Origin of the sequence: Halomonas campaniensis, from assembly GCF_002211105.1 — a bacterium.
Lineage (GTDB): Bacteria > Pseudomonadota > Gammaproteobacteria > Pseudomonadales > Halomonadaceae > Vreelandella > Vreelandella campaniensis_A.
This window is the reverse complement of record NZ_JPUA01000028.1, coordinates 86,237-98,903: the sequence shown is the minus strand read 5'-3', so window position 1 is coordinate 98,903 and position 12,667 is coordinate 86,237. Positions and strand designations below refer to the sequence as shown.

15 protein-coding genes are annotated in these 12,667 nt (G+C 54.9%); 3 read left to right on the top strand and 12 right to left on the bottom strand.

What is annotated here, in order from left to right:
• The first annotated feature begins 73 nt into the window (after positions 1–73).
• Together JI62_RS10735 and JI62_RS10730 are read left to right on the top strand one after the other, a co-directional pair.
• Positions 74–577, top strand: coding sequence for a hypothetical protein (locus JI62_RS10735; RefSeq protein WP_240513217.1), 504 nt, complete (start codon positions 74–76; stop codon positions 575–577).
• Between the two features lie 5 nt (positions 578–582).
• The gene (locus JI62_RS10730) at positions 583–1,176 is read left to right on the top strand and encodes an SCO family protein (RefSeq protein ID WP_088700147.1); all 594 of its coding nucleotides are present in this window, start codon (positions 583–585) and stop codon (positions 1,174–1,176) included.
• A 10-nt stretch (positions 1,177–1,186) separates the two neighbouring features.
• Here JI62_RS10730 and JI62_RS10725 read toward each other — a convergent pair whose 3' ends face one another.
• The 7 genes from JI62_RS10725 to JI62_RS10695 all read right to left on the bottom strand — a co-directional run bounded on the left by JI62_RS10725 (position 1,187) and on the right by JI62_RS10695 (position 7,630).
• Positions 1,187–2,281 carry a PHB depolymerase family esterase gene (locus tag JI62_RS10725; RefSeq protein ID WP_088700146.1) on the bottom strand — a complete coding sequence of 365 codons (1,095 nt, stop codon included), beginning with the start codon at positions 2,279–2,281 and terminating at the stop codon, positions 1,187–1,189.
• Positions 2,282–2,284: 3 nt separating this feature from the next.
• On the bottom strand, positions 2,285–2,965 hold the full coding sequence (locus JI62_RS10720) for an FKBP-type peptidyl-prolyl cis-trans isomerase (protein ID WP_088700145.1): 681 nt from the start codon (positions 2,963–2,965) through the stop codon (positions 2,285–2,287).
• Positions 2,966–3,097: 132 nt separating this feature from the next.
• Entirely contained in the window at positions 3,098–3,541 is a 444-nt protein-coding gene (locus JI62_RS10715) for a universal stress protein (RefSeq protein ID WP_088700144.1), read from the bottom strand.
• 21 nt (positions 3,542–3,562) lie between these two features.
• Positions 3,563–4,846, bottom strand: a complete 1,284-nt coding sequence (locus JI62_RS10710; protein ID WP_088700143.1) for a TRAP transporter large permease — start codon at positions 4,844–4,846, stop codon at positions 3,563–3,565.
• Between the two features lie 30 nt (positions 4,847–4,876).
• Complete coding sequence (locus JI62_RS10705; RefSeq protein ID WP_088700142.1) at positions 4,877–5,455, bottom strand: TRAP transporter small permease; 579 nt, start codon at positions 5,453–5,455, stop codon at positions 4,877–4,879.
• Positions 5,456–5,747: 292 nt separating this feature from the next.
• Positions 5,748–6,794: a TRAP transporter substrate-binding protein DctP gene (dctP, locus tag JI62_RS10700; RefSeq protein ID WP_088700141.1), complete on the bottom strand. Its 1,047-nt coding sequence runs from the start codon at positions 6,792–6,794 to the stop codon at positions 5,748–5,750.
• Between the two features lie 260 nt (positions 6,795–7,054).
• Positions 7,055–7,630, bottom strand: coding sequence for a TIGR02444 family protein (locus JI62_RS10695; RefSeq protein WP_240513216.1), 576 nt, complete (start codon positions 7,628–7,630; stop codon positions 7,055–7,057).
• A gap of 41 nt (positions 7,631–7,671) precedes the next feature.
• Between JI62_RS10695 and JI62_RS10690 the strand changes: the two genes are divergently transcribed.
• Positions 7,672–9,636, top strand: coding sequence for an ATP-binding cassette domain-containing protein (locus tag JI62_RS10690; protein ID WP_088700139.1), 1,965 nt, complete (start codon positions 7,672–7,674; stop codon positions 9,634–9,636).
• An 81-nt stretch (positions 9,637–9,717) separates the two neighbouring features.
• On the opposite strand, the gene JI62_RS10685 is transcribed toward JI62_RS10690, so the two are convergent.
• The 5 genes from JI62_RS10685 to JI62_RS10665 all read right to left on the bottom strand — a co-directional run bounded on the left by JI62_RS10685 (position 9,718) and on the right by JI62_RS10665 (position 12,559).
• Positions 9,718–9,912, bottom strand: a complete 195-nt coding sequence (locus JI62_RS10685; RefSeq protein ID WP_088700138.1) for a hypothetical protein — start codon at positions 9,910–9,912, stop codon at positions 9,718–9,720.
• Positions 9,909–10,517, bottom strand: a complete 609-nt coding sequence (locus JI62_RS10680; RefSeq protein ID WP_088700137.1) for a zeta toxin family protein — start codon at positions 10,515–10,517, stop codon at positions 9,909–9,911. Before JI62_RS10680 ends, JI62_RS10685 begins: the two co-directional genes overlap by 4 nt.
• A gap of 25 nt (positions 10,518–10,542) precedes the next feature.
• Positions 10,543–10,980: a D-aminoacyl-tRNA deacylase gene (gene dtd, locus JI62_RS10675; RefSeq protein WP_088700136.1), complete on the bottom strand. Its 438-nt coding sequence runs from the start codon at positions 10,978–10,980 to the stop codon at positions 10,543–10,545.
• Positions 10,981–11,024: 44 nt separating this feature from the next.
• The gene (locus tag JI62_RS10670; protein ID WP_088700135.1) at positions 11,025–11,609 is read right to left on the bottom strand and encodes a chalcone isomerase family protein; all 585 of its coding nucleotides are present in this window, start codon (positions 11,607–11,609) and stop codon (positions 11,025–11,027) included.
• A 104-nt stretch (positions 11,610–11,713) separates the two neighbouring features.
• Positions 11,714–12,559: a universal stress protein gene (locus JI62_RS10665; RefSeq protein WP_088700134.1), complete on the bottom strand. Its 846-nt coding sequence runs from the start codon at positions 12,557–12,559 to the stop codon at positions 11,714–11,716.
• Positions 12,560–12,667: the final 108 nt, after the last annotated feature.

Sequence of the window (12,667 nt, the reverse complement as noted above, 5' to 3'; positions counted from 1 at the left end):
CGATATCGGCGCGATTGCTGTTACCATGGCTATAACACCCCGCCCCCACGGCTTGCGTAGCGATTATTCTGCCATGAAGATGATATCAAAACCTGCTCCCCCGGCGGGCTTCCCCGCCTTAAGGGTACTGATACTGGTCACTGGCTTGGCGTTGGCGGCCTGCGCATGGTACGCCTTTGCCCATTGGCTTCATCGCGATAGCGATGTGACATGGTTTCCGCCCACATCAAGCTGTAACCTGCACGCAGCGCCCTGCACTGCTACTTTGGGTGATGTAGGCCGTATCACGCTCAACGTGCAGGCAAATGGACGGATTGATGCATTGGAGATACTGCCGCTGGAAGTGGAGGTGGATGGCCTCACCGCCACCCAGGTCGAGGTCGATTTTATTGGTCGGGATATGGACTTGGGCTTACATCGCTTTGCCCTTAGCGCCGATGCACCCGGCCACTTTCAAGGTCAAGGCCAAGTGGGGATTTGCACTCAGAACGTTATGCCCTGGCGAGCGCGTGTCATACTGCAAACCGCAGAAGGCAAGGTAGGCAGCTGGTTCGATTTTGACGTGATTCGGAGTTAACGCATATGGCACGAAAACCCTTATGGCTAGGCGCCGGGTTAGTCGCGGTTTTACTCATAGCCAGCGGCATTGGCCTCTATCAGTATGCCTTCGCCCCTCAAGATGGCGAACCCGTAGGAGGCCCGGTAGACTTACCCTCTACTCAGGGTGATTTTTCATTGACCCAGCTGGACGACGATCAAGTCGCGATTGTTTCGTTTGGCTATACCTACTGCCCTGACATTTGCCCCATGACCCAATCGGTTAAACGCCAAGCCCTGGCCCAGCTCTCTGAGGAGCAGCGCGAGCGTGTAGTGCCGGTAATGATCACCGTTGACCCCGAACGCGACACGATTGAGCGCATGCAGGAGTACATGGGCTTTTTCGGCGAGGCGTTTATCGGTGCAGTGGGCAGCCAGGAGCAGCTTGAGGATGTCGCCTCACGCTATGGGGTGATCTGGCGGAAAGTCGAAGCGCCGGGTTCAGCAATGGACTACACCATTGACCACAGCGCCTCGCTTTTTTTGGTTAATCGCGAGGGCGATATTCTTCAGCGGGTGCTCTACTCACCGACCCCGCATGGACTGGTTTCCGCATTAGAGAGCGAGCTGGGCGGCTAAGCGGCGCCTCTTAATCGGCTTGTTCAGGTGCTGACTGCAAACGATCCAACATCGCCATCAGCGCCCCAATTTGGGTACCGTCGCGGGTATCGTGCTGGGGGCTTAACTGCCAGGTGCTTTCGGCAAACCCCCACCAGTCCCAGCAGCCCTGCGGGTTCGCCATGCTGCTTTCGGCCTGAGGATAGAGTACGATTTGTTGATGCGCTGCCGCCCAGGCATTTAACCCGGTGTAGCGTATAAACGTATCGCCAATGGCCTCTGCGTTCATTTGACAGCCGTGCAGCGCCAGCGTGACCGGGCACTCGCCCGCTTCACAGCCTTCGGGTATAAACGCATAGCCGGTGTCCGCTAGGCCCTTTACCGCAAACTCTGACTGATCAAAGGCGACCAATTCACCACCTTGCCCTGCCTCTTGCTCACTAGCGCCCGAGGCTTCTCGTTCGGGATAGAGCCAATCCAGCATTTCTCCGGCAATATCCTCATCGCAGGACAACAAAAAGCTCCCCCCACCCTGACGACAATCACCCCACTCGTGGGGCCCGGGGGCGGCTTCGCTGGGTAACTGTATCGGCCAGCCATGCCCCGCCTTTTCACTGCGTGCAACGCGCAGTTGATCAGGCGAAGCAAGCCACTGCTGCCACTGCTCAGCAAGCAGGTCGCCGAGCTGTGGCTCAACCACTTCATCCTCTTCGCCGTGCCATAAGTAGGCTCTAAGCTGGCTAAGCGCCTCAGCGCTGCCAACCTGTTCAAGCTCAATATAGCGCTGGTGGCGAGCCTCCAATTCATCTAGCGAAGGCAAGCCACGGCGGGTCATCATGCACTGATTAAGCGCCAAACTGAGCGAGCCCTGGGCGCAGCTCCAGGGCCCTGCTGCCAGTACACCTAGGCCACTAAACCGCTCGGGCCAAGCTACCGCTAGCTGGGTCGCCATATAGCCGCCCGAGGATACCCCCACTACGCTGGCCTGCTCACTCGCAGCACTTAGGGCGGGCAAATTCTCAGGCTCACTGTCCGTCTCGGCCTGCGCTAGCAGCGGCGTGCACAGACCTAAGCAAACCAGTGTCTGGGCGAGAGAACGCAGGTTCGAAGAGGGGGTTGTGATCATCGCTTATTCGACGCCCAACAGTTCAACGCGGAAGGTCAGCACTTCGTTAGGCCCAATCGGCCCTTGACCATTCTCGCCGTAAGCAAGATCCGCAGGAATATACAGCATCCAGCTATCACCAACGCTCATCATCTGCAGCGCTTCCTGCCAACCTTCGATCACTTGGTTGGTTTGGAAGCTGACGGATTCGCCACGCTCAAATGAGCTATCGAAAACGGTGCCATCCAGCAGCATACCCTCGTAGTTCACTTCGACGGTGTCTTCAGGGCCAGGCTTCGCGCCGTCGCCCGTTTCAAGCACTTCATACTGGAGGCCTGAGTCAGTGACGGACACTTCGTCGCGCTCAGCGTTTTCAGCCAGGAAAGCTTCACCCTCCTCGAGATTCATCTGCGCAATCTCTTCAGCTTCTGCTTCACGCGCCTGCATTGACTGCTCCTGGAAGGCCATCAACGCTTCGGTCATCTCTTCTTCACTGAGCGCCAAGTCATTGCCTTCAAAGACGTCACTCATACCCTCGTGAAATGCATCCAAGTCGAGATCTTCGATATCCGCCTGCATGCTTTCACCCAGAGTGACACCCAGGCTGTAAGCCAAGCGCTGTTCATCGGTTTCGGGCGCTGCCGCGGCAAAAGGGGCAACCAAAAGCAAACCTGTCAGAGCCGTAGTAGAGAGCAGTTGTTTCATGAAAGATCCTTTTTATAGCGGCGCCGAACGCCAATCAGTGTTACGCAAAGACTAACACCCACCGCCCCGAGCTGCATCTTCGGGGTGGTGGGTGCCAATAAGACCACAAAATGAGAGAGAGGTTTAGCGGCTTTAGACCACCAGGGTGGGGCAGTGCGCCGCTCCCGCCACTCGTTGAGAAACGCTGCCCAACAGCGGGTTCTTCTCGCCATTGGTGCCCTGGGCGCCAATCACGATCAGATCGCACTCCCGCTTACGGGCAAAGCGGACAATAATGCGCGAGGGCCGCCCGCCCTTTACAAAAGCACGCACACGGGCACTGTCCGCGCCCAGTTCAATCGCATGGGACTTCGCATGCACAGCGATCTCGGTGGCGTACTCTTTTAACGCGTCGTCAGGAATATCCAACTGGTTAGGCCGCACCATAGAGAGCGAGGCTTCCAGCAGGCTGTGGTGTTTAAACACACACAGCAGATAGAGCTCAGCGCCGGTTAGCATTTGCAAACCCACCGCCTTTTCCAGCGCCCGCAAGGCGCCTTTAGAACCATCCACCGGGACTAAAATGCGATTAAACATTCGCGTACTCCTTGTGGCTGTTTAGCGGAAGGCAACATCGCGCAGGAACAGCGCAATTTGCGGGAACATAATCAGTAGAGCGGCCGCTAGGATCAGCATGAAAATAAACGGCGGAGTACCTTTGATCACATCCCAGTAGGGGCGCTTGAAAATTGCAATCGCGGTGAAAATATCGCACCCAAAGGGCGGGGTTGCCGAACCTATCGCCACCTGCAGGGTAATCAGAATACCCACCAGCACAGGATCCAGACCCGTCGCCGCAATGGCAGGCGCAAAAATGGGCGTCAGCACCAGAATAACCACAATCGGGTCAACAAACATACAGGCCACAAAGAAGGAGATGCAGATGGCGATCAATACGCCGGTTGGGCCTGCATCATTGACCCCCACCGCCTCCAGGATCATTTGTGGGATCTGGGCAAACGAAATGATCCATGAGAAGCCGTTACCGACTGCGACCAGGATAAATACCACGGCGGTAATCAGGCCGGTAGACTTGGCGATGGCATAGATGTCGTTCATCTTAAGCGAGCGGAAGACCACAAACTCAAGCAATATGGCATACAGCACACAGGCCGCAGCGGCTTCCGTTGGGCTGAAGATACCGCCGTAAATACCACCGACAATAATGACCGGAAAGCCAAGTGGCCAAAGAGCCTGCTGAACCGCTACCGCCCGCTCTCTCCAGCTCGATTTTGCTTCCGTAGGCACATCTTTAACGATGGCGTAAATAATGCAGTAAATCGAGAACATACACAGGATCATTAACCCTGGGCCAATACCGGCAATAAACAGTTCGCCGATGGAAGTACCCGAAATAACCCCATAAATGATCATGCCGATACTGGGGGGAATCAAAAACGCGATATCACTGGCATTGATAATCAGCGCCAGCGTGAAAGAGTCTGAGTAGCCCGCTTTAAGCATTTTCGGACGCAGCGGTGAGCCAACGGCCACCACGGTCGCCTGGGTAGAACCGGATACAGCACCGAACAGCGTGCACGAAGCCGCCGTGCTTACCGCCAAGCCGCCTTTAATATGACCAATAAACGCCATGACCATATCAATCAAACGGTTAGCGGACTGCCCGCGGGTCATAATATCGGCAGCAAGGATAAACATGGGCACAGCAATTAACGAGGCTGGTCGTATACCCGCCATCATCTGCTGGATCAGCGTATCCATCTGACCAAAGCCGTTAAACATCATATAGAAGCCAATTACCGCGGCGGTAATCAGCGGAATCATCATTGGAAAGCCCAGCAGCAGCAGGGCAATCATGGTGGTGACCATTATTGTCGTCATAGCTGTTCCCCTAGGGTGCAGTGCCCCGCATTAGACTTCTGTTTCAGTGTCTTTATAGCCATCCACCACGCCCGTCGAAAGATAGACATCGTGGGATGTAACGTTTTTAACGGCAGTCAGCAGGTATTGAATACCGGTGATTAAAAAACCCATCGGCACCCATAGGTAAATGATCCACACCGGTAAGCCCAGGGAGGGCAGCACACGGCCTTTACTTTGCAGATCAAGAATATAAACAATCGAATAGTAGAGGAGGAAAAACATCACCAGCGAGGTGAACAGCGCAATAAAAATCATCAGTACTTTGCGGCCGCCTACCGGTAACGCATCATAAATAGCCGACATACGTATATGGCGGCCATGGCGCGCGGCATAGCCGATGCCCGCGAACGTAATCATGATGATTAAAATGCGGTTTAGCTCACCCGAAAACATAATGCTGTTGCCAAATACAAAGCGGGCAACTACGTTGGTGACCGTATTCAGCGCCATTAGCAAAACACCCATCGCGAGTATCACGGCTTCTATTTTGCTAATTGCAGTGTCGATCACACCCAGTATCCCCGGCAAACCGGAGCGGTAACTCTTTTCCATCTCATCATCGGTCATGGCCGGACTCCTTTTGAACGGCGCTAACGGCATCCGTTAAGTGCCGTCGGCACAATAAACAAAGCGTTATCCCAGAGCTATCTAGTCCACACCCACTTCGTGTTACTGTCGAAGCGTTAATTCTAGCGTAACGGCATGCAGCCGCCGGTGATTCAACGCTTGATGTACGTAACCCACGGTTACGTTGTTAACACAGCCCGCATGGCTTGCGCCTTACCGCGCAAAACAAAAAGGGGCAGCCTGTGCTGCCCCTTGATCATCACCCCTACGCCAGTGTGGCTAAAAAAGGTGCTTACTCGTTAGTCACGGCTTCAAGGTCAGCTTTAAACTGCTCCAGTAGCTCCTGACCTTTCTCACCGGTCATTTCCAGGAAGGCTTCTTCAACCTGCGGGGCACGATCACGGAAGGCTTGAATTTGCTCTTCATCGAGACGTGTCACCGTCACTTCATCAGACGCTGCCTGAATCTTCTCTAGCGACTCTTCAGCCAAGCCTTTGATATGCTCAATGGTGTGGTCATAGGCGGCTTCAGAGGCTTCTTGCACTAGTTCCTGATCTTCTTCAGATAGCCCTTCGTAGAAGTCCTGGTTGGCCATCATGGCGGTGGTGAACCAACCGTGGCCAGTAAATGTCAGGTGTGGAGAGACCTCATACAGACCGCCAGATTCGATCCAGAAGATCGGATTCTCTTGACCATCGATGATGCCCGTTTGTAGACCACCATATACTTCGCCCCATGGCAGCGGGGTCGGCGTTGCACCAAAGGCGTCGTAGGTCTCTGTCAGGAGCGGGTTGGTCATAGTGCGAATTTTTTTGTTATCCAGTTCCTCAGGCGATGAGAACGGCTCATTGGTCGTAATAACCATTTCGCCTTCCGGATACATCTTCAACAGCTCTAGGCCTTGCTCAGCGTAAAGCTCAGGGAACATCTCGTTGATAGCTTTACTTTCGTCGAAGAACTCTAGGACGGTTTCTTCATCAGTCGGCAACAAGTAAGGAATGAAGAAAATTTGCGCTTCAGGAATCAGCGCCCCGGTAAAACCAGGAGACTGGTTTACGAACTGTAGAATGCCGTTCTGGGTCTGCTCCATAATATCGTCGGACTCGCCCAGCTCACCAAAGCGGTAAACTTGTACGGTGTGGTCTGAGTTATCTTCGATATACTCTTTAAAAGCGTAGGCAAAAACGTCTTGAACGTCGCCTTCATACTCTTCGTGAGCGTAGCGCCAGTTATCTGCTTGAGCAGCGGCGCTGAGACCAAACAGCAGTGCGCCTACACTGGCTGTGGTCAATAACTTTGTCGTTACAGAACGAGTAGAAACGGATTTGCTTGCCTTCATGCGGTGTTCCCCTTGCAGTGGTAAGCGCGCTGTACGAATGCGCAAAAACCTAGTTTTGAGAACCCCACTGTTAAAATTCAATGTTTTAACAGTGAGGTCAGTATCGCATTTCCCAACGCGACACTTTATTCGCCAACCGGGGTTTATTAACCCGTATCCCGGTGTGCACTAACAGGTAGTCATGCAATCCATACAGCAATTCACACTGCCTGCTAGCGGGCGAAAAACGCTAGGTATTTCAAAAACAGCTTAAATTCAGGCTAGCGCGCTCCTTGGTAAGGGTCAAGCTGGCAAGTAAGCGTTTGTAGCGACTTAAGCCACGTAGGTAGCTGTTTTAAGCGATTCTCAGAGAGACTATCATGCGGGCTAATAACAAGCTGTTTTCGCAGCCATTTAGACGCATCTGACGTCTTTTCGGCAACGTTTGCGACACGTTCTCTATTGTCGGACGCTTCCAAAGCCCACATTTGCCAACGTTGAAGGTTCTCACGCTCAGCCATCAATTCTGCCTGTTTGATGGTTGAGCGCAGCGCTTTCACGGACTCACTCGTCGCCGCCATGGCTTTTAGGTCGCGGCGTAATCCACGCAAAACCGCCGTCACATTACACTGCCACAAGCGGCGCTGCTCACGCTCACGTTTCAGTGCAGCGGGAATGGCTTCCAACCCGGACGAATAGAGCCAGCAATGAAACAGCACCTCGCAAACGTCCAGCCCAGCATCATCTTGAAGCGTCAGACAGGCGGCCTCAACGCCAGGCTTGGCATACAGCGTCAGTGCAAAATCCCATAAGGGTGTCTGCTGTAAGCGCTGCAATCGGGTAGAATCAAGCGTCATAGCATCTCGCATCAAATGACCCACTTTCTTCGGGAGAAGGCATGATCGCACTGCGCCAAGTCGCCCTGCAACGCGGCACGCAAACGCTACTCGACAACGCGGACGTCACCCTGAACAACGGAGTGAAGGCCGGGATTATCGGGGCAAACGGCGCCGGTAAATCGAGCCTGTTCAAACTGCTGCTCGGCGAGCTTGCGCCTGACCAGGGCGACGTCGAGATGAGCGGTGGCCAGCGCATTGCGCACATGGCCCAGGAAGTTGACGCCCTCGACCGTCCGATTATCGAGTATGTACTCGATGGCGACTTGGCGCTACGCCAGGCTGAGGCTGACTTACTTGCCGCCCGTGAGGCCGGGGAGGCGCATCGCGAAGCTGAACTGCACGGTTTGATTGAAACCCTGGATGGCTACCGCGCAGAGTCACGCGCAGCGCAACTGCTGGTGGGGCTGGGCTTTGTCCAGGCGGATCTCTCACGCCCGCTCTCGGCGTTTTCCGGCGGCTGGCGAATGCGGGTAAACCTTGCCCGTACGCTATTTATGCCTTCCGACTTACTGCTGCTGGATGAGCCCACCAACCACCTGGATCTGGATGCCCTGCTGTGGCTGGAGCAGTGGCTGACCCGCTACCCCGGCACCCTGCTGCTGATCTCACACGACCGCGACTTTTTGGATGCGGTGTGCGACCACATCGTGCATATGCATCACCAAACCCTGGAACTCTACCGCGGCAATTACTCCCAGTTTGAGCGCACCCGCGCCGAAAAGCTCGCCCTGCAGCAGGCTGAAGCCGCCAAACAGCAGGCTCGTCGAGAGGAAATCGAGCGCTTTATCGCCCGCTTCAAAGCCAAGGCAACTAAGGCGAAGCAGGCACAGAGTCGGGTAAAAATGCTCGAGCGAATGGAGGATATTGCCGTTGCCCATGTCGATTCCCCTTTCCATTTCACGCTGCCCGCCGCCGATAAAACGTCCCACCCGCTGCTGGTGCTGGATCAGGCCCAGCTAGGTTATCGAGGGGAAAAGAGTGATGTCATCCAACTGGATAACGTTAACCTTACTCTGCTGCCCGGCAGCCGAATTGGCCTTCTGGGCCCCAATGGGGCGGGTAAATCGACACTGATTAAGTCGCTTACCGGGGAGCTGGAACTGCTTAATGGCAAGCGGATACCCGGCGAGCACTTGGCGATTGGTTACTTCGCTCAGCATCAGCTTGAAGGGCTGGATGTTACCTCAACGCCCTTTGTGCACGTCCAGCGCCTTTCCCCCACCGCCAGTGATCAGGATATCCGCAACTTCCTGGGCGGTTTTGGTTTTAAGGGCGATGACGCCTTTGGCACCGTCGCCAACTACTCCGGGGGTGAGAAAGCCCGCTTGGCGCTGGCGCTCGTCGCCTGGCAGAAACCCAACTTGCTGCTACTCGATGAGCCTACCAACCACCTGGATTTAGAGATGCGGGAGGCGCTGACCCAGGCGCTGGCCAGCTTTGAAGGCACGGTGATTCTGGTCTCCCACGACCGCCACCTGCTGCGCGCCACGGTCGATGAGTTTTGGAAGGTGGCGGATAACCGCGTCGAGCCCTTCGATGGCGATTTGGAAGACTATCGGGTTTGGCTCAAAGCGCGCCTGGAAGAGAGTCGACGGGATTCTCGCGGCGAAAAAGCCGAGCGCCAGGGCCAGCAGCCCAGCGGCGACAGCCGTGAAGCGCGTAAGGCGTCACGCAAAGCGGCCGCCGAGCTGCGCGAAAAGCTACGCCCGCTGAAAAAGCAGCGCGATCAGGCTGAAAAAACCATGGAAAAGGCCCAGCAGGAACTTGATCAGGTAGAGCAAGTACTGGCAGACCCAGAACTTTACACCGACAGCGCCCGCAAAGCCGAACTCACCAAGACGCTTAGCCAGCAAGCGGAGATTAAAGCGCGATTAGACGAGTCAGAACGGCAGTGGCTTAGCGCCGAAGAGGCGTTGGAAGCAATGGAAGCAGAACTGCTCGCCAGCGAAGAGACGGCTAGCTAGCGGAAAGCGAATACTCAACAACAGGGCTAGCTTTCCAACAAAAACGTTACCGGGCCATCGTGGAACTGGAATGCCTGATCATTAGCTCGTAGAGGAACCCTGGGGATGTGAGATGTCTATTTGGCTCTCGGGAGCGTCACCACCTGCCAACTCAGGTTTGCCGTCTTTCCAAATAACCGCGTACTGGCCAAGTCGACGCTTACGCTCCAATGTTTCTGTCACAGCGGCACGAAGGCTGTTGAGCATTTCCTGCGTGTCGGGTGCAAGCTGGCTCATGGCGCTGACTCCTTACAGATTAATTGAAAATACGGATCATTGATTATAACTCGTTTGCTTCCACGCTGCTCAAAGACAAGTTCTGGCATATCGCCATCATTCATAAAACAACGAGCGCGAGTAACACATGGCGCAAATAGCGTTAATAGGTTGCGCAAACTTCGCGGAAATCGGCGCTGAATGTCTTTCGAAGGAATATCGTGGCCGCCATGTGAAACACGCTCTGCAACGCGTAGACGTGACATTTCGACGGAAGGTAGGGCTAGATAAACTAACTCTACGCGCCAACCCTCTGATAGCAGTTGTTTCACCAGCCGCATATAGCCTCGTCCAGATAGTGTTGTTTCAAAGGCAAAGTCATCCCTTTCCTCAATTGCCTGTTGGACTTCGCCCAAGAAAATTCTGCTAGCGGTTAGTAGCTCCCGCTCTGGCGCCAGCGGAGAGAGCCCTGCAGCAATCAAGTCGGCATTGATAAACCGGGAGCAATGCGCTACCTGAGGGAGATAATGAAGTGCGAAGGTCGTCTTACCGGCTCCATTAGGCCCAGCAACGATCCAGCAAGTGGGTGGCTGAGTATTCGATGTAATGACGACTCTCCTTTCCATCGAAGGATATTTGCAAAGTAAACAACTAGCTTTCCAACAAAAACGTTACCGGGCCATCGTTGATTAGCGCCACCTGCATATCAGCGCCAAATTCACCGGTGGCGACATTCGGCCAGGCAGTGCGGGCCTGGGTAACCAGCAAGTTGAATAGCGCTTCGCCTTGGGCGGGTGGCGCGGCGCTGGAGAAGCTGGGGCGCAGCCCCTTGTGGGTATCTGCCGCCAGGGTGAACTGAGAGACCAGCAGCAAGCCGCCGTTCACCTGCTGCAGGTTTTGATTCATTTTGCCTTCGGCATCGCTGAAAACCCGGTAGTGGAGCAGTTTATGCAGCAGCTTTTCTACAGCGGCCACGTCATCGTGCTTCTCCACCCCCACCAGCGCCAGCAGCCCGTGATCGATACTGCCAACAATCTCGCCTTCCACTTCTACGCTAGCACGCCTCACGCGCTGAATCAGTGCCTTCACAACGCCTCTCCCAGCTAACAAACGGCCATTATAACGACCACTTGTTAATTTTTCCCCAGCAGCGCATCGCGGAAATCTTCACCCAAAGGCCGTTCCCCTAGCCAGATACCAAACATGGCGCTAGCCAGTTCTGCGTTATCTCCCTCATATAGCGTGTCGCCGTTTAGCGCTAGGCGCAGCGTGTCACCGTCCCAACTCAGCACATAGCGATCTTGCGGCTCGACATCCTGGTAGCTTTGGTTAAATGCCTCAACCTCTGCTTCCAACTGGGAAAATTCATAGGCGGTAAGGCTCTTTTGCAGCGTTTCTGTGGTGGCTTCCGCGAAGTCGGGAGCGTCGATGGCGTGAAAATAAGCAAGCTCCAGACGCCGTGGTACGTCGCTCAACGGCTGCGGCTGGGTTTCTCCCTCAAGCTGGTAATAGGCGCCAGCATAGGCTGTCCAGATCATATAACGAAACACGCCGCTCCCGATTAGCCGATAGCGCTGGCCGTGCTCCTCTACCGTGCGCTCAAAGGTTTCGCCTTTTTCGGTCACACTGCTGGCCACCGCCGAGTGCATTAGCGAGAGCCCCGCTAACAGCAGTGACAATTGAACAGCGCGCCTTGCACCCAATATGCGTGTGTACATAGAACCTCCTCATATCATCGTATCTATACATACCGATACGGTAAATAAAGGTTCCGTACAACATTTATTATTGCCAGCACAATACTGTTATTGAATTTCGCTGTTTACCAGGCGCGGCAGAGCATTAGATCGCAGTGCGGTTCACATAGCAGCATCTCGGTTAGCTGGCTGGTGTGATGGGGCTGCCCACGACTGCCGATCATCACCAGATCCGGCGAGTGGCGCTTCATATACGCCTGCAGTACGTCGCAGGGCGCGCCTTGCTCTAGCACCAACTCAACATCGGGAACACCTGCAAGCTCTCCCATCAGGCTATCAATTTCGTTATTCAACTGCTCGCGCAGTCGAAGCACCTCATGCTCCCGCCAGTGGGCGTAATAAGCCTGTGAACCCAGTTCACGTTCACCGGGCAGTGTCCAGGCATGCAGCAGGGTAAGCGTCGCTTCAGGAAAGAGGATCAATGCCTCTTTCAAGGTATGCCGCGCCGTCAGCGAAAAATCGATAGGTACCAGAATATGCTGCCAGGGCTGGGTGGGCTGGTGAGAAGAGACCACCACCGGGCAAGGCGCGCTGCGCAACACGCGCATGGCAGTGGTGCCCGACAGCAGATCTTTTTGCCCCCGTTTGCGGTGCATACCCAGTACAATCAGCTCGGCGTTGCGCTCATGGGCTTCGCGGACGATTTCAACGTGAGGCGAGCCGGTCACGGTCTGGATCAGCGTTTTCGGCGCTTCCAGGGCATAGTCTTCGCGCAGATCTGTCAACATGGCGGTAATGTCTTCCACCACCGCACTCTCGACATCGCGCAGCACACGCCGGGGTAGATAGGGATCCAGTACGTGCAGCACATCTAGCTGAACACCTCGGGCATAGGCCAGTCGTAAAGCTCGTGCAAACGCAGCGCGGTTGTCAGCAGAAAGATCGGTGGCAAACAAGATCGTACGAGGCATGGCGAAACGCTCCTCGGCTGAGCAACCCAGCCTTATAAGCCGTTAAGCAAACACTCCTTAGCATGGTGTGCAATGCGCTTTCTCGCAAGTTACCGATTGCCCAAATGC